General features: G+C 73.1%; 17 protein-coding genes. 11 read left to right on the top strand and 6 right to left on the bottom strand.

Going from position 1 to position 16,708, the window contains the following annotated elements; genetic code table 11:
* The first annotated feature begins 3 nt into the window (after positions 1-3).
* The 3 genes from RQM47_RS10055 (at position 4) to RQM47_RS10045 (ending at position 3,743) form a co-directional block, all read left to right on the top strand.
* Positions 4-1,158: a mechanosensitive ion channel family protein gene (locus RQM47_RS10055; RefSeq protein WP_311664470.1), complete on the top strand. Its 1,155-nt coding sequence runs from the start codon at positions 4-6 to the stop codon at positions 1,156-1,158.
* 78 nt (positions 1,159-1,236) lie between these two features.
* Positions 1,237-2,112, top strand: a complete 876-nt coding sequence (locus tag RQM47_RS10050; RefSeq protein WP_311664468.1) for an SDR family oxidoreductase — start codon at positions 1,237-1,239, stop codon at positions 2,110-2,112.
* Positions 2,113-2,189: 77 nt separating this feature from the next.
* Positions 2,190-3,743, top strand: a complete 1,554-nt coding sequence (locus tag RQM47_RS10045; protein ID WP_314008808.1) for a GMC family oxidoreductase — start codon at positions 2,190-2,192, stop codon at positions 3,741-3,743.
* Between the two features lie 104 nt (positions 3,744-3,847).
* On the opposite strand, the gene RQM47_RS10040 is transcribed toward RQM47_RS10045, so the two are convergent.
* From RQM47_RS10040 to RQM47_RS10020, 6 genes are all read right to left on the bottom strand, one after another.
* A complete protein-coding gene (locus tag RQM47_RS10040; RefSeq protein WP_314008805.1) occupies positions 3,848-4,201 on the bottom strand; it encodes a DUF5615 family PIN-like protein in 354 nt (117 codons plus the stop codon).
* On the bottom strand, positions 4,198-4,425 hold the full coding sequence (locus RQM47_RS17440; RefSeq protein WP_409945774.1) for a DUF433 domain-containing protein: 228 nt from the start codon (positions 4,423-4,425) through the stop codon (positions 4,198-4,200). Before RQM47_RS17440 ends, RQM47_RS10040 begins: the two co-directional genes overlap by 4 nt.
* A gap of 223 nt (positions 4,426-4,648) precedes the next feature.
* Positions 4,649-5,434, bottom strand: coding sequence for a TIR domain-containing protein (locus tag RQM47_RS10035; protein WP_314008803.1), 786 nt, complete (start codon positions 5,432-5,434; stop codon positions 4,649-4,651).
* A gap of 174 nt (positions 5,435-5,608) precedes the next feature.
* On the bottom strand, positions 5,609-6,598 hold the full coding sequence (locus tag RQM47_RS10030; protein WP_314008801.1) for an MDR family oxidoreductase: 990 nt from the start codon (positions 6,596-6,598) through the stop codon (positions 5,609-5,611).
* Positions 6,599-6,681: 83 nt separating this feature from the next.
* Complete coding sequence (locus RQM47_RS10025) at positions 6,682-6,831, bottom strand: DUF1328 family protein (protein WP_314008798.1); 150 nt, start codon at positions 6,829-6,831, stop codon at positions 6,682-6,684.
* A gap of 83 nt (positions 6,832-6,914) precedes the next feature.
* Positions 6,915-7,421, bottom strand: a complete 507-nt coding sequence (locus RQM47_RS10020) for a hypothetical protein (protein WP_314008795.1) — start codon at positions 7,419-7,421, stop codon at positions 6,915-6,917.
* A gap of 73 nt (positions 7,422-7,494) precedes the next feature.
* Between RQM47_RS10020 and RQM47_RS10015 the strand changes: the two genes are divergently transcribed.
* From RQM47_RS10015 to RQM47_RS09980, 8 genes are all read left to right on the top strand, one after another.
* Positions 7,495-8,046, top strand: coding sequence for an inorganic diphosphatase (locus RQM47_RS10015; protein ID WP_314008792.1), 552 nt, complete (start codon positions 7,495-7,497; stop codon positions 8,044-8,046).
* Between the two features lie 64 nt (positions 8,047-8,110).
* Complete coding sequence (gcvT, locus tag RQM47_RS10010; RefSeq protein ID WP_314008789.1) at positions 8,111-9,238, top strand: glycine cleavage system aminomethyltransferase GcvT; 1,128 nt, start codon at positions 8,111-8,113, stop codon at positions 9,236-9,238.
* The gene (locus RQM47_RS10005; protein WP_314008786.1) at positions 9,235-9,978 is read left to right on the top strand and encodes a 2-phosphosulfolactate phosphatase; all 744 of its coding nucleotides are present in this window, start codon (positions 9,235-9,237) and stop codon (positions 9,976-9,978) included. Before gcvT ends, RQM47_RS10005 begins: the two co-directional genes overlap by 4 nt.
* Before the next feature lie 695 nt (positions 9,979-10,673).
* Positions 10,674-13,286: an FtsK/SpoIIIE family DNA translocase gene (locus RQM47_RS10000; RefSeq protein ID WP_314008784.1), complete on the top strand. Its 2,613-nt coding sequence runs from the start codon at positions 10,674-10,676 to the stop codon at positions 13,284-13,286.
* A gap of 723 nt (positions 13,287-14,009) precedes the next feature.
* Entirely contained in the window at positions 14,010-14,675 is a 666-nt protein-coding gene (gene hisH / locus RQM47_RS09995; RefSeq protein WP_311664886.1) for an imidazole glycerol phosphate synthase subunit HisH, read from the top strand.
* 24 nt (positions 14,676-14,699) lie between these two features.
* The gene (gene hisA, locus RQM47_RS09990) at positions 14,700-15,494 is read left to right on the top strand and encodes a 1-(5-phosphoribosyl)-5-[(5-phosphoribosylamino)methylideneamino]imidazole-4-carboxamide isomerase (RefSeq protein ID WP_311664888.1); all 795 of its coding nucleotides are present in this window, start codon (positions 14,700-14,702) and stop codon (positions 15,492-15,494) included.
* Positions 15,495-15,562: 68 nt separating this feature from the next.
* Complete coding sequence (gene hisF, locus RQM47_RS09985; RefSeq protein WP_311664890.1) at positions 15,563-16,384, top strand: imidazole glycerol phosphate synthase subunit HisF; 822 nt, start codon at positions 15,563-15,565, stop codon at positions 16,382-16,384.
* Complete coding sequence (locus RQM47_RS09980) at positions 16,381-16,704, top strand: hypothetical protein (protein WP_311664892.1); 324 nt, start codon at positions 16,381-16,383, stop codon at positions 16,702-16,704. The genes hisF and RQM47_RS09980 overlap by 4 nt, the downstream gene beginning before the upstream one ends.
* Positions 16,705-16,708 lie beyond the last annotated feature (4 nt).

The following is a 16,708-nucleotide window of genomic DNA, read 5'->3' as shown; positions in this document are numbered from 1 at the left end:
CGCGTGCAGGCCGCCCCGCCCCCCGCCGGCGCCGCGCCCGCCGACTCGGTCGCGGCCGACTCGGCCGCCGTCGACTCCGTGGCCGTCGACTCGGCCGTAACGCCCCTCGACTCGGTCCTCGTGGACCCGAGCGAGGGCGTCGGCGCGCTCGGCCGCAACGTGGGCCAGGCGACCGAGGCGCTCGCCGAAGGCGACGTGGGCGTGGCGCTGGACATCCTGCTCCAGGCCGTCCTCCGGTTCGCCATCGAGAACCTGCTCCCGGCCGTTCTCGTCGGGCTCGCGTTCTGGGTCGTGTACCGCGTGGTGCAGGGGCTGCTCCGCCGGGCGCTCCAGCGCGCGCGCCGGGTCGACGCCGGGGTCCAGCAGCTCATCCTCCGTTTTACGCGGTTCACGGTCCTGGCCATCGCGACGATCGCGGTCCTCGACGAGCTCGGCATCGCCATCGCCCCGTTTATCGCCGGGCTCGGCATCGCGGGGATCGCGCTCGGGTTCGCGGCCCAGGACACGGTCCAGAACCTGATCGCCGGCGTCACGATCCTCCTCGACCGCCCGTTCGCCGTCGGCGACAACATCGAGCTCCAGGACACCTTCGGGACCGTCGAGGAGATCACGCTGCGGACGACGCGCGTGCGGACGCTGAACAACGAGATGGCCATCCTCCCCAACGCGACCGTCATCTCGGCCAAGGTCATCAACCACTCGATGCTCCGGGCGCTCCGCGTCGTCGTCGCCTTCGGGATCGCGTACAAGGAGGACCCGGAGGAGGCCCGCCGCGTGGCGCTCGCGACGACGGCCGGCGACGGCCGGCTCCACCCGGACTACGACCCGAGCGTGGCCGTGACCGGGCTCGGCGCGTCGTCGGTCGACATGGCGCTCCGGCTCTACCTCCGCGACCCGCAGCTCGAGATCCCCGTCCGCTTCGAGTACACCGAGCGCGTGTTCCAGGCGCTGCGCGCGGCCGACATCGAGATCCCGTTCCCGCACCTCCAGCTCTTTATCGACGAGGCGAAGGCGTTCGAGGGCACGCCGCTCCTGGGGCCGGACGGGGCGGCCGTCCGGGGCGCCCAGAACGAGCCGCCCAGGGAGCCGCCGCCGGTGGAGCCGCCGGGCGGGGCGGACGACGAGCCGAGCGGGCGGGGCGGCTCAGGAGCGTCCTGAGCGTGGACGCTTCACGCTGGTTTTCAGGAACGACTGAAAATGAGGGCGGTTTGGTGGACTCCCCTACGCTGCTCCCCTATGTCTGACCTCTCCGGCCGCACGGCCCTCGTCACCGGCGCCTCCACCGGGATCGGCCGCGCGGTCGCCGTCGAGCTCGCCCGGCGCGGCGCGCGCGTGGCCGTCAACTACCCGTACGAGCGCGAGCGCGCCAACGCCGAGGAGACGGCCCGCCTCGCCGAGGCCGCCCGCGCGGACGCGCTCGCCGACCGCCCCGCCCCGCCCGACAGCCGGGCGGGTGGGGTGGCGACCGACGACGGCGCCGTGTGCACGCTCGTCCGCGCCGACGTGTCGCGCGAGGTCGAGGTCGAGGCCATGTTCGAGGTGATCGCCGAGGCGTGCGGGCCGGTCGACGTGCTGGTCAACAACGCGGGCATCCAGATCGAGGAGCCGGCCTCGCACGAGACGACGGCGGCCCACTTCGACCAGGTCCTCGCGGTCAACCTCCGCGGGGCGTTCCTGTGCTCGCGCGAGGCCATCCGCGGCTTCCTCGGCATCGAGCCGCGCGAGGGCGGGGCACGCGGCGTGATCGTGAACGTGTCGAGCGTGCACCAGAAGATCCCCCGCCCGCACTACCTCTCGTACGCGGTCTCGAAGTACGGCCTGCACGGGATGACGCAGACGCTGGCGCTGGAGTACGCCGACCGCGGCGTCCGCGTAAACGCCATCGCGCCGGGCGCGACGCTCACGCCCATCCAGAGCTGGCTGGACGACGAGGCGGCCACGGACGTCGTGCGCAGCCACATCCCCATGCGGCGGATCGGGGAGCCCGAGGAGATGGCCCGGATCGCCGCCTTCCTGGTCTCCGACGACGCCGCCTACGTTACCGGCCAGACCCTGTTCGCCGACGGCGGCCTCACCCTCTACGCCGACTTCCAGGAGCCGTGGAGCGGGTAACGCGGGTGACGAGCGAGGGGTGACGGGTGACGAGCCCTCCGCCCCGCCCGTCACCCTTTACTCATCACCCTTTGCTCGTGTACGACATCTGCATTATCGGCGCCGGCGTCGGGGGCGGGGCGGTGGCCCACGCCCTCGCCCCGACCGGCGCTCGTATCCTCCTCCTAAACCGCCAGGGCTCGCTGCCGCGCGAGGCCGGCAACTGGGACCCCGAGGTCATGTTCTCGGAGCAGCGGTACAAGTCGCCCGAGACGTGGACCGACGGCGACACGGGCGAGCCCTTCCGCCCGGGCATGTACTACTGGCTCGGCGGCAACACGAAGGTCTACGGGTCGGCCCTGCTGCGCCTGCACCCCCGCGACTTTGGGCCGCTCGACACCTACGACGGCCTCTCGCCGGCGTGGCCGATCGCGTACGACGACCTCGCCCCGTACTACGACCGCGCCGAGCGCGCCTACCACGTCCACGGCCGGCGCGGGGCGGACCCGACGGAGCCGCCGGCGAGCGGCCCGTTCCCCCACCCCGCCCTCGCTCACTCGGCGCGCGTGCAGGAGGTGGCCGAAGGCCTGCGGGCGCAGGGCGTCCAGGCGTTCGAGTTGCCGATGGGCGTCAAGTACAGCCACGAGGACCCGGGGGCGGGGGCGTTCGTGCTCCGCGAGGCGTTCGACCTCCTGGGGTGGCCGGCGTTCGACGGCTACCCCGACCTCCTCCACCTCAAGTGCGACGCCGAGACGGCGTCGGTCATCCCGGCCACGCAGTACGAGAACGTGGACCTGGTGACAGACGCGACCGTGACGCGCATCGGGACCGACGACGCGGGCCGCCGCGTGACGCACGTCGAGGCGACCGTGGGCGGGGTGGCGACGACGTTCCGCGCCGGCACGTTCGTGCTGTGCGCCGGGGCCGTCCAGTCGGCGGCGCTCCTGCTCCGCTCGGCGTCGGACGCGCACCCGGACGGGCTGGCGAACGGCTCGGGCGCCGTCGGCCGCCACTTTATGCGCCACACGACGTCCAAGTTTTACGCCTCGGCGAGCGCGGTGCCCAACCCCTCGAAGTTCCAGAAGACGCTGGCGATCAACGACTTCTACTTCGGCGTCGCGGGCGACCCGGAGTGGGAGCACACGCCGCTCGGGCACGCGCACCTCATGGGCAAGCACCTGGCGCGGCAGCTCCTGGACGACCTCGCCCCGGGCGCGATGTCGCACGAGGAGGCCGAGGCCTTTACGGCCCACTCGGTCGACTGGTGGATCCAGACCGAGGACCTCCCGCTGCCGGACAACCGCGTCACGCTGGGCGCCGACGGCGGCATCCGCGTCCACTACACGCCGACGAACCGCCCCGCCCAGGACAAGCTGATGGACGTGCTCCAGGAGAAGCTGGAGGCCATCGGGTTCGACCGCTTTCTGCGCGTGCCCATGCCGCTCTCGGTCGTGAACCACCAGTGCGGGACGTGCTGCATGGGCGACGACCCGGCCGCGAGCGTGGTCGACCGGGCGGGGCGGGCGCACGAGGTCGAGAACCTGTACCTGGCCGACGCCAGCGTCTTCCCGGCCTCGGGCGCCTCGAACCCGACGCTGACGATCGCGGCCAACGCCTACCGCGTGGCGGACGAGGTCGCGGGCCGGCTCTAGCGGGCGGGGCGGCTTCGCGGGGCACGGCCGATCACCCCGCCCTCGCCGCTACTCGGGGGCGGGGTGGCTGGGGCCCGGAGGACGGGGCGGCCAACACCGGGTTGCTAGCTGCGGACTCGGACCCGCTCCTCGCCTACGATCCAGAGCCGCCGGTCCAGCGGCTCGACGTTCAAGAGTGGGAGCATCCGTTCCAGCACGCCGAGCACGTGCGGCTTGTCCTGCCGCCGGAGCCGGAGGACGACGAGGCCCGGGTAATCGCTCGGTGGATACGAGCGGATATCGGCAAAGTCTGTGTCGAGCGTGACGAGCGCTCGGCTCTCCCGCTGGCACACGGCCGCCACATTCGGGTCTGGCTCCCCACCCATCTCCTGCTCCAGCACCGTCGCCGCATCATGTCCGGCACCACGGAAGACATCGGCCGCCTCGGCCGGGAGGTTCTCGTCGAGCTTGACCCTCACGCCGGAACAGAGACCACGCGCTCCCCAGCGAGGTCGGCCGCGTATGCGAGCGCAGCCCGGACCGCTTCAGCTGAGACCGTGGGGTAACTCCGGGTGATCTCGTCGGAAGAGAGTCCGGCAGCGAGGTTGTCGAGGACGACGGCGACGGGGACGCGGGTGCCCCGGACGCACGCACGCCCGTGACAAACCTGTGGATCGACCGTGATGTGCTCGCGCCAGTTCATGGGCTTGAGAAGCCACGGGGAGCCGGTTGTTCCGAGCGTGTGGCGGACGAGATCAGAGGCGAGCGGGCGGGGTGGCCACACGGGGCGGCCCCGTGGAGCGCGGCCCACCACCCCGCCTCTCTCCTCACGCCCACCCCGCCCCCACCGACCGGAATCGCCGACGACCCATTGACTTCTACCTAATACCAGCGGCGGGTTATGCCGTCCAGAGCAACGAGCTCTGCTACCCCCCTAGCTCGCTCTCAACAAGCACGGCAGCTGCGATCTTCTGCGCGATGTCAGAAATCGAATCTTGCTTGGTGGTGAAGCCTGCCAAATCAGGGAGGATGCCACTGTACTCTTCCACGTCTTCGAAAGTGACGTTGTGGAGAACCGGAATGAGAGTCGTTTTGCCGAGGAGAACGCCAAGCTCGCGTTCAGTCCAGAAACGCCCGGTCATGTATGCTGGGGTGAGTACGGCGATTCCAGAACGGGCCTTGCGAAGACCCTCGTCCATTTGGAGCGACTGACTACGGCCGGGGACGATAGCTACCGCGTCGAACCACACCGCTACACCGAGATTCTCCAGAGCGTCGCGTAGATCAGTAGCAACCTGAGACCCGTCAATGCGGGCATAACTGAGAAAGCTGTCATACTCGCGGGGGTCGAGGGCAGCAACCGCGCTGTTGACTCGATCTGCGAGGTTGCGTTCAGGCTGCGTGTATCTGACGCTGCTCGACGGTGAGCGAAGCTGGCGGTTGAGGTCCGCGATGACCTTCTTGTTGTGAGCGTCAGCCTTCTGGTTGTGGCTTCGGACTTTGCGGTTGTAGTCATCAACCGCCTTTTGATTCTGGGTCCTCACCTTCCGGTTGTAGTCGTCAACCGCCTTCTGGTTAGCACGATTAACCCGATCCACCTCCCGTCTGACCTCTCGGTTGTAGCGGTCAACCTCTCGCTTCATCTGCTGTTCAGCTTTCCTCTGCGCCTGTTGCAGTTGACGTTTGAACTGGTTTGCGTTGAACCCTGCCATAGACCTGACCGCGGATGAGTGGAACCAGCCTCAATGAAGTCAAGATGAACGCCATCAGTCTGTCACCCCTCTACGGGCAGAAGGCGGCATAAATAAGCTTTCAGTCGCCCCGCCCACGAGCGGCCCTCCCCGCCATTATACCCGTGGCCGCCCGCCGAGGGAGCCCCGCCCCGCTCACGCGCGCACGTCCACGACCACGCGCCCGACCGTGTCGCCGTCGACGATCCGCCCCGCCCACGCCGGCACGTCGCCGAGCGAGATCACCGTCCGCTCGACCGCGCCCAGCGCGCCCCGCCCGACGGCGTCGGCCAGCCGCGCCCAGGCCTCGTCGCGGAGCGAGGGCGGGGCGGTGTTCGAGTCGATCCCGGCCAGCGTCACGCCGCGCAGGATGAACGGGAAGACGGTCGTCTCGAGCGCCGCCCCGCCCGCGAGGCCGCACGCGGCGACGCACCCGTGGCGCTTGGTCGTGGCGAGCAGCGAGGCCAGCGTCGTGCCGCCGACCGAGTCGACGGCGCCGGCCCACATGCCCCGCCCCATCGGCGCCTCGGGCGGGGTGGCGAGCGCCTCGCGGCCGACGACGTCTGCGGCGCCGAGCGCGCGGAGGTAGTCGTGCGCGCTCTCGGTCCCGGTCACGGCCGAGACCGCGTAGCCGGCGTCGGCCAGGAGCGCCGTGGCCGTCGACCCGACGCCGCCCGAGGCGCCCGTGACGGCGACCGGCCCGTCGCCGGCGTCGACCCCGTGGTCCTCCAGCGCCAGCACCGAGAGCATGGCCGTGAGCCCGGCCGTCCCGATCCACATGGCGTCCTCGGCCGAGAGCCCGTCGGGCAGGCGGACGAGGTGGTCGGCGCTCGCGCGGGCGCGCTCGGCGTAGCCGCCCCAGCGGTCCTCGCCCGTGCCCCAGCCCGTGAGCACGACGCGGTCGCCGGGCGCCCAGTCGCTCCCGCCGCCGTCGACGACGGTCCCGGCGAGGTCGATGCCCGGGACGAACGGGAACGCGCCGCGGACGATCTTGCCCCGCCCGCTCACGGCCAGCCCGTCCTTGTAGTTCAGGCTCGAGTGCGTGACGTCGAGGAGCACCTCGCCCTCGGGGAGGTCGCCCTCGGGGACGTCCTCGAGGCGGGGGTCGATGCCGTCGTCGGTCTTGTGGAGGCGGAGCGCGCGCATGGGGGCTGCGGGGGCGGGGTGGGGAAACAGAAGGCGGCGCCCGAGCCGAGGCCGGGGCGCCGCCGGGGCGGGCCGTGCGGCCGCTATCGCAGGAAGAACCCGATGATGACGAGGACGACGGCGGCGATCAGCGCCCACTTGGCGAGGTCCGCGGAGAGGCCGGCCACGCCTCGGAACCCGAGGAGGGCGGCGACGAGCGCCACGACGGCGAGGACGATAAAGATCTCGAACATGAAGACGGGGGAGCGGGTGAAGGGAGGGGGTTCCACTCAGGAGAGTCCCCAAAGGTTGCCCCGCCCCGCCCTACGGCTCCGCCCTACGTCCCCGGCACCTCGACGTGGTACGCCCCGCCCGCGCCGCGGCGCACCGAGAACGAGATCGGCCGGTGCGCGCCGTCGTCGCGGCGGACGTCGCCGGTGACGGCCACCGCCCCGCCCGGCCCGCGCTCGGCGGCGCGGAGCGTGACGACGCGGATGGCGTCGAGCGGGACGCTCAGGCCCAGCGCCTCGGCGATCACGGCGCGCGCGGCCTCGTCGGGCGCGGCCCCGGCGGGCGGGGCGGGGCGGCCCGGCGCCACGCGCGCGCCGTAGGCGGCGGGGTCGAGCGCGGCGGCCACGGCCGCCCAGTCGTGGAGGCCGATGGCGGCGGCGAGGTCGGCGAGGAACGTGTCGAGCGCGGCGTCGCCGGTGGGGGCCGCCGGGCCGGCCACGGCGGGCGTCGGGGCGGCGGCGAGCGTGGGGAGATCGGACGACGTGGCCGCGCAGCCTCCGAGAAAACCGCCGGCGAGGGCGACGGCGACGGCGGCGGACGGGATCTTGGGCACGGGCTTGGTGGGTTGGGAGCCCGCCAACCTACCCCCCACCCGAGTGTCCCCCCGCCCCGCCCCCCGCGAATCCATGCACCCCTGGCACGACCTCCCCACCGGCGACCCCGCCGGGTGCTTCCAGACCGTCATCGAGGTCCCCAAGGGGGGCACGCTCAAGTACGAGCTCGACAAGGAGAGCGGGCTGCTCCGCCTCGACCGTGTCCTCTACAGCGCCGTGCTGTACCCGGCCAACTACGGGTTCCTGCCGCAGACGCTCGGCGACGACGGCGACCCGCTCGACGTGCTCGTGCTGATGAACGAGGGCGTGCAGCCGCTGTCCATCGTCCGCGCCCGCGCCATCGGCATGCTCCCGATGCGCGACGAGGGCCGGGGCGACGAGAAGATCATCGCCGTGTGCTGCGACGACCCCGACGTGGCGACGATCAACGACCTCGACCACCTCCGCCCGCACACGCTCCGCCAGACCGAGCGGTTCTTCCTCGACTACAAGACGCTCGAGAACAAGACGGTCGAGGTCCAGGGCTACCAGAACCGCGAGCGCGCCATCGAGGTGATCCGCGAGGCCGTCGCGCGCTACGCCGAGACGTACGCCACCGAGGAGACGGCGGTCGAGGCCGGCTAGGGCCGGGCGGCCGGGCGGGGCGAGGCTACTTTCCGGCCCCTCCCCCACCCCGCCCCGCGCGCCCGTGTCCGAGACCGACCTCCGCACCACCCCGCTCCACGACCGGCACCTCGCCGCGGGCGCCAAGATGGCCCCGTTCGCCGGGTTCGAGATGCCGATCCAGTACTCGGGCATCCTCGACGAGCACCGGGCGGTCCGCGAGGCGGCCGGGCTGTTCGACGTGAGCCACATGGGCGAGTTCAGGCTCCGCGGGCCGGACGCGCTCGCGCTCGCCCAGCGGCTCGTGACCAACGACGTCTCGACGCTCGACGACGGGAAGGCCCTCTACGCCGTCCTCTGCCACGACGCGGGCGGGGCGGTCGACGACCTCCTCGTCTACCGGGTGGCCGAGGACGACGTGATGCTCGTCGTCAACGCGTCGAACATCGAGAAGGACTGGGCGCACGTCACGGCGGTCGCCGAGCGGGCCGGGCTGGACGTCGAGGTCGAGGACGAGTCCGCCGACACGGCGCTCCTCGCGCTCCAGGGGCCGCGCGCGTTCGAGATTTTCGAGGCGGCGACGGGGATCGACATGTCCGACGTGGGCTCGTACCGCTTCGTCCGCCCCGCCCCCGGCGCCGTGTTCGGCGCCCAGCGCGCGCTCGTCTCGACGACCGGGTACACGGGCGAGCCCGGGCTCGAGATCTACCTCGAGAACGAGGCGGCCGGGCGGGCGTGGGACGCGCTCCTGGAGGCCGGCGCCGAGCGCGGGCTCGTCCCGGCCGGGCTCGGCGCCCGCGACACGCTCCGCCTGGAGGCCGGGTTCAGCCTCTACGGCCACGAGCTCACCGACGACACGACGCCCTACGAGGCGAACCTGGGCTGGGTCGTGAAGCCGGACGCCGGCGACTTCGTGGGCCGCGACGCGCTCGTCCAGCAAAAGGCGGACGGCGTGCCGCGCCGGATCGTCGGGCTGGTCGTCGAGGGCCGGGGCATCCCGCGCGAGGGCTACCCGATCGTGGACGAGGGCGGGGCCGAAGTCGGCGTGGTCACGAGCGGGAGCCAGTCGCCGGCGCTGGGGGCCGGCGTCGCCCTCGGGTTCGTCCCCAACGAGCCGGCGTACACGGCGCCCGGGACGCGGCTCGGGGTCTCCGTACGGGGCCGCGTGCTCCCGGCGACCGTCACCAAGCCCCCGTTCCACCGCGCCTCGTGAGCGCGCCCGACCTCGACGTCTTCCTCACGCCGGCCGGGCTGGCCGAGGACGCCCTCCACGGCCGCGCCGTCGTGGTCGTCGACGTGCTCCGGGCGTCGACGACGATTGTGGCCGCGCTCGAGAACGGGGCGCGCGCCGTGATCCCGGTCGCCGACAAGGGCGAGGCCGGACGCCTCGCGGCCTCGCTCGACGCCGACGTGTCGCTTCTGGGCGGCGAGCGGGGCGGCGAGCGGATCCCGGGCTACCAGGCCGGCAACTCGCCGCTCGAGTACACGCCCGAGGCCGTCGCCGGGCGGACCGTCGTGCTCACGACGACGAACGGGACGGCGGCCATGGCGCAGGCGCGGTCGGCGGCGGCGCTCGCCGTCGGCGCGTTCACGAACGCCGACGCCGCGGCCGGCTTCCTCCGCCGGGCGCTGGACGACGGCCGCCCCGCCGCCGTCCTGTGCGCGGGGTCCGAGGGCCGCGTCTCGCTCGAGGACACGCTCTGCGCCGGGCTCCTGGTCGCGCGCGTCGTGGGCGCCGAGGCGGCCGCCGGGCTCTCGGACAGCGTCCAGATCGCGTCGGCCCTGTACCGGGGGAGCGAGAGCCGCCTGGCCCGGACGATCCTCGGCGCCCGCCACACGCAGCGGCTCGTCGCGCTCGGCCACGCCGACGACGTCGCCTTCGCGGCCCGGATCGACGCGAGCGACGCGCTCCCCGTCTTCCGCGACCGCCGGTTCGTCCTGGAGGCACGGTAGACGGTGGGTCGGTGGATCAGTGGGTCGGTGGATCAGTGGGTCGGTGGATCAGTGGGTCGGTGGATCAGTGGGTCGGTGGAGGTGCCCGCCCCGCCCGTGGACGGCGAGGGGCGGGGCGGCGCGTTTATCCGGGCCGACCGCCCCGCCCGCCGCCCGGGTAGCGCCGTTGCATGCAACGGCGGGGCGGGGTCGGGCACGAGGGCGATCCGACGCACCACCCCGCCCACGCTGGGGGCGGGGCGGTCTGGCGATGCGGGGACCGGACCGAGGCCGCCCCGCCCGCACCGGGCGCGGCGCGTTGATCCGGGCCGACCGCGCGTTGGGTAGGGGCGAAGCATTCGCTGCCGTCCTACCGGGCTTCTGCCCTGGGCCACTCCTGCGGTTCCGGCAGGGCCGGCACTCCGGCCACCGGCGAATGCTTCGCCCCTACAGGCACCGCGGTTCGGGTCGGGCGCAACGGCGCGCGACGGCGGGGCGGGGCGGCCTCGGCGGGCGGGGCGGGGCGCCACCGGAAGGCAGACCACCCCGCCCGCTAGCGCCGCTCGCCGCTCGCCGCCTGTCGACCACGGACACGCTGATCCCGCACCGACCCACTGATCCACCGGCCCACTGATCCTGCACTGACCCACTGACTCACCGATCCACCTGCCTTCGGTGTACCTTCACCCCACGCCACCGTTCGTCCCCCCACTCCGGTGAGCAGCACACGCAGCTCGGCGCGGTCCAAGAAGGGCCGCTCCAAATCCAAGACATCCGCCGGCGGCTTTTCGCGCCAGCGCAAGCAGGAGGTGCTCGGCATCATCCTGATGGCGCTCGCCGTGCTCGTCTCGCTCGCCGTGGTCACGCACGCGCCGGCCGACGACGCGCTCCTCGCCGGCGCCGAGCGCGACGCGCTCTTCGACCCCGGCGACAACCGGGTCGACAACCTGCTCGGGCCGGTCGGCGCGCTGATCGCCAAGGCGCTCGTGGCCGAGTTCCTCGGCTTCCCGACGCTCCTCGTCGTGGCCTGCCTGTTCGCGTGGGGCTGGCTCCTGCTGCGCCAGAAGACGCCCGTCTTCCTCCCGCTCCTGACCGGGCTCGCGTTCGCGGGCGCCTTGTTCCTGGCCTGCTTTTTCGGCTGGCTCGACGGCCTCATCGACGCCGACCTCGCGCGCTGGAGCGGGGCGCTCGGGCTGGGCGTGGCGGGGTGGCTCGTGAGCCTGGGCGGCGTCGTGGGCGCCGGCATCGTGCTGGCCGTCGCCGTCGTCGTCACGGTCCTGCTGGTGTGGGACCGCGACATCCAGACGTCGCTGGACCGGGCCGAGGGCGCTGTGACGTCGCTGGGCGGGGCGGTGACCGAGCGCTGGGCGACGTACCGGACCGGGGCGACCGAGCGGAAGGTGCTCCGCGAGAAGGCGCGCAACGAGGCAACCGCCGAGCGCGACGCGCGGCGCGCGGAGAAGGAGAAGCAGAAGGCGGCGAAGCAGACCGAGAAGGCGTCCGCCCCGCCCGCGAAAAAGGCGGCGCCCCAGAAGGCGCCGGACGAGGCCCCCGCCCCGCTCCCCGCGAGCCCGCCGCCCGTCGAGGCCGCCCCGCCCCGCCCGGAGCCGCCCCGCCCCGAGCCGTCCGAGCCGCTCCCGGCCGCCCCGCCCGCCGTGGGCGACGGGCTCCCGGACGACCCGGTGCTCGACGAGATCGTGGCCGCCGAGCGCGCGGCGCCGGCCTTCCACGTGACCGCGCCGGTCGAGGAGGCCGCCGTCGACCTCGACGCCGTGCGCGCGCCGGTGCCCGACGAGGCCGACCTCCCGTACCAGATGCCGTCGGTCGAGCTCCTGGAGCAGTCCGAGGGCGACCCCGAGGTGGACCTCGACGAGATCGAGGAGAACAAGCAGCTGCTCCTCGACAAGCTCGAGACGTACAACATCCAGATCGACGCCATCGAGGCCGTCGTCGGCCCCACCGTCACGCGCTACGAGCTGACGCCGGCGGCCGGCGTCAAGATCAGCCGCATCACGGCGCTCGAAGACGACCTCGCGATGGCGCTCGCCGCGCCCGGCATCCGCATCATCGCGCCCATCCCGGGCAAGTCGTCGATCGGCGTCGAGATCCCGAACCGGACGCGCGAGATGGTCCGCCTCCGGCAGCTCCTCACGCGGAAGGAGTTCGTCGACGCCGCGCGCGGCGGCAAGATGGCGCTCCCGGTCCCCATCGGGAAGACGATCGAGGGCAAGGTGTTCGTCGAGGACCTCGCCAAGATGCCGCACCTGCTCGTCGCCGGGGCCACGGGCTCGGGCAAGTCGGTCGGCGTCAACGCGCTCATCGTGGGGCTCCTCTACGCCAAGCGCCCGGCCGACCTCAAGTTCGTGATGGTCGACCCCAAGAAGATCGAGCTCAACGGGTACGCCGAGCTCCTCCGGCACTTTTCGGCCATGCCCGAGGACGCCGAGGACCCGATCATCACCGACTTCGCGCAAGCCGCCGCCGCGCTCCGGTCGTGCGAGCGCGAGATGGAGATCCGCTACGACCTGCTCGCCGAGGCCGGCGTGCGCGGGATCGAGGAGTACAACAAGAAGCACGCGGCCGGCAAGCTGGCCGACCTCGGCCCGAAGCACAAGCGGCTCCCCTACGTCGTCGTGGTCGTCGACGAGCTGGCCGACCTCATGATGACGAGCGCCAAGGAAGTCGAGGCGCCGATTGCACGGCTCGCGCAGATGGCCCGGGCCGTCGGCATCCACCTCGTCCTCGCCACGCAGCGCCCGTCGGTCGACGTCATCACCGGACTGATCAAGGCCAACTTCCCGTCGCGGATGGCCTACCAGACGTCGTCGAAGATCGACAGCCGGACGATCATCGACGGGGGCGGGGCGCAGCAGCTGGTCGGCAACGGCGACCTGCTGTACATGAACGGGTCGCGCCTGACGCGCCTCCAGGGGCCGTTCGTATCGGTCGACGAGGTCGAGGCCGTGTCCGGGTTCATCTCGGGCCAGGAGGGCGCCGGCCCCTACCTCCTCCCGCCGATGGACCCGGCCGGCGACGCCCCCGACGGCGCGGCCGGCAACATCTCCGACGACGTGGATGACCTGTTCGAGGACGCCGCCAAGGTCATCGTGCGCAGCCAGCAGGGTTCGGTGTCGCTCTTGCAGCGGAAGCTGTCGGTCGGCTACACGCGCGCGGCGCGGCTCGTGGACCAGCTCGAAGACGCCGGCATCGTCGGCCCGTTCGAGGGCTCGAAGGCCCGCGAAGTGCTCGTCCCCGACGAGTTCCACCTCGACGCGCTCCTCAGCGGCGAGCCCGCCGAGGTGGCCGCCGAGGGCGAGGTAGCGGAGTAGCCGCGGGCAGCGGGCAGCGGGCAGCGGGCAGCGGGCAGCGGGCAGCGGGCAGCGGGCAGCGGGCAGCGGGCAAAAGATGCACCACCCCGCCCGCAGAACGCGAGGGCGGGGCAGACGCCGTAGCGGCGTTGCATGCAACGCCGTCGGGCAACGCCGTCGGACCGCGGCGCCCAGGCGGGGCGGGCGTAGCGGGCGGGCCATCACCTGACCCTAAACAGATCGCTGAGCTACCCAGCAGCCTCGCCGCTGCACGCGACGGCGCTACGGACGTCGGAGCGGCCCCACCCCGCCCGCGCAGGCGAGGGCGGGGCGGTCGCCTTGCCAAGCAGACACAGGGCGGGGCCGGACGTCCCACCACAGGCACCCGACCCCGCGAGCGCGCTGCGATTCCAGAGAAAGGGCTCTCCGAGGAGAGGCCAGTCCAGAGAGCCCCAGGCGCCGCCGACGAAGATAGGATCGGCCGGCTCCCCGAGAACCTTAACAGGAACATGCGCTACCGGACCGCCCGGACCGGGCGTATCCCCAGGCCGCGTAAGGCAGAGGCGACGGTCCCGCCCCGCGCGCGGGCGTCATCGAGTCCGCGGAGTCCGCCCCGCCCTCCGGGTCCGCCGCCCGGATCGGCGTGCGATTTCCCGTCGAGAATCGGGGAAGCGGGCGGGGTGGCGGACCCTTTACGCGCGTCCGCCCCGTTCTGGGCCGACCTTCCCGGGACGCCCCGCCCCCATGACGCGCATCATCGACTACGGCATCGGCAACCTCCGCTCGCTCGCCAAGGCGTTCGAGGCCGCCGGCGTGCCCGTCGAGCGGACCGACGACGCGGACGCGCTCCGCGATGCCGAGCGGCTCGTGCTCCCGGGCGTCGGCGCGTTCGGAGCATGCGCCGACGCGCTCGCCGCGCGTGGGCTCGACCGGCTCGTCCGCGAGCGGGCCGCGGCCGGCGTGCCCGTCCTGGGCGTGTGCGTCGGGATGCAGCTCCTGTTCGACGCTTCGGAAGAGCGGCCCCACGCCGACGGGACCGAGCACGCGGGGCTGGGCCTGCTCCCCGGCCGGGTCGTCCGCTTCGACGGGCGGGGCGGGGCGGACGGGCGGGGCGGCGGCCGGCGTCTGAAGGTGCCGCACATGGGCTGGAACCGGCTCCACCGGCAGGCCGCGCACCCGGTCCTCGGCCAGGGCACGCTCCCCCACGTCTACTTTGTTCACTCGTACCACGCCCGCCCCGCCCGCGCCTCCGACGTGCTGGCGACGGTCGACTACGGCGGCCCGGTGCCGGCCGTCGTCGGCCGCGGCAGCCTGGTCGGCGTCCAGTTCCACCCCGAGAAGAGCGCGGACGGCGGGCTCGCGCTGCTCCGCCGGTTCGCCGAGTGGGCGCCCGCGCCCGTCCCCGCCTAGCCACCCCGCCCGCCGGGCCTGTCCATGCTCTTGATTCCCGCGATTGACTTGCGAGGCGGCCGGTGCGTCCGGCTCCGGCAAGGCCGCTACGACGACGAGACCGTCTACTTCGACGACCCGGTCCGCATGGCGAAGCTGTGGCGGGTCATGAACGCCCGCGTGCTCCACCTCGTCGACCTAGACGCGGCGCGCGTCTCGGAGGGGCCGCCGGCCGAGGACAACCGCGACGTCATCGCGCGCGTGGCGGCGGGGCTCGACATCCCGGTCCAGGTCGGCGGCGGCGTCCGCACGCTCGACGACGTGCAGGCCATGCTCGACCTGGGCGTCTACCGCGTGGTCCTGGGCACGGCCGCCGTCCGCGAGCCGGACCTGGTGTCGGAGGCCGTGGCGCGCTTCGGCGACCGGCGCATCGTGGTCGGCATCGACGCCCGCGACGGCGAGGTGCGGACGGCGGGGTGGGAAGAGGGCTCGGGGCGGAGCGCGGTCGAGTTCGCCGTCGAGATGGAGCGCCGGGGCGTCCGCCGCGTGGTCTACACCGACATCGCCCGCGACGGGACGCTCGAAGGGCCGAACGTGGCCGCCTACCGCGAGATGGGCGCCGCGCTCCAGAAGGCGAAGATCACGGCCTCGGGCGGGGTGGGCGGCTACCGCGACCTGCTCGCGCTCCAGGCCCTCGACGGCGTCGGCGTGGACTCAGTGGTCGTCGGCCGCGCGCTCTACGAAAACCAGTTCCCCTGCCAGCAGTTCTGGTGCTGGCACCGCAAGGACGAGGTGGACCTGGAGCGGTTCTCGTCGGCCCGCCTCGCCCTCCGAGGCTAGGTACGGGGTACCGGGTACTGGGTACCCTCGCTCCGTACCTCGTACCCTGTACCTCGTACCCTGTAGCCGTGTTAGCCAAGCGCATCGTCCCCTGCCTCGACGTCCACGACGGGCGCGTGGTGAAGGGCGTCCAGTTCGTGGACCTTGTCGACGCGGGCGACCCCGTCGAGCAGGCCCGGTTCTACAACGCGTCGGGGGCCGACGAGCTTGTCTTCCTCGACATCACGGCGACCCACGAGGGCCGCGCGACCATGCGCGACGTGGTCCGCCGGACGGCCGACGAGGTGTTCATCCCGCTGACGGTCGGGGGCGGGGTGCGGACGGTCGACGACATGCGGGCCATGCTGGAGGCCGGGGCCGACAAGGTGTCGGTCAACTCGGCCGCCCTCGCGGACCCGGCCCTTCTCGCACGCGGGGCCGACGCTTTTGGCGCGCAGTGCGTCGTGCTCGCCATCGACGCCAAGCGGACCGGGCAGACCGAGAGCGGGTGGGAGGTGTTCACGCACGGCGGCCGCCGGGCGACGGGCCTGGACGCCCTCGCCTGGGCCGTCGCCGGCGCCGAGGGCGGGGCGGGCGAGCTCCTGGTGACGAGCATGGACCGCGACGGGACGCGCGCGGGCTACGACCTCGACCTGCTCCGCGCGCTCGACGACCGCGTCTCGGTCCCGGTCATCGCCTCGGGCGGGGCGGGCGGGCTCGACGACCTCCGCGCCGGGCTCGTGGACGGCCGCGCCGACGCCGTGCTCGCCGCCTCCATGTTCCACTTCCGCGAGACGACGGTCGCCGACGCCAAGGCGTACCTGGCCGCGGCCGGCGTGGAGGTCCGCCCGGCCGAAGACCGCCCCGCCCCGGCTGGCTCTGACCGCCCCGACCTCCCCGCCCTGGCATGAGCGCGAACGAGACGGGTCTGCGGATGCTCCGCACGGCGCTCGGCGTCGTGCTCGCGTTCATCGTGGCCGCCGGCGGGTGGCTCGCGTGGGCGGCGGCGACGAACCCGGACGTCCGCCTCAAGCAGCCGAAGTGGGTCGAGGGCGGGTTCGACCACTCGTTCTGGATCCCGGTCCTGGTCGTGACCGTGGGCGGGGCGGTCCTGGTCGGCGCCGTGCTGTGGACGGCGTACCGGCGCATGCGGGCGGGCGAGGATCTTTACGAAGGCCGCTTCGGGCGGGGCGTCCGCCGCCGCGGCGAGCGGGGGCTGGAGGAGGAGTAGCGGG

The organism is Rubrivirga sp. S365, from assembly GCF_032248475.1.
Classification (GTDB): Bacteria; Bacteroidota; Rhodothermia; order Rhodothermales; family Rubricoccaceae; genus Rubrivirga; species Rubrivirga litoralis.
Note: the sequence above shows the minus strand (reverse complement) of the source record. Positions and strands in the feature narration are given on the sequence as shown.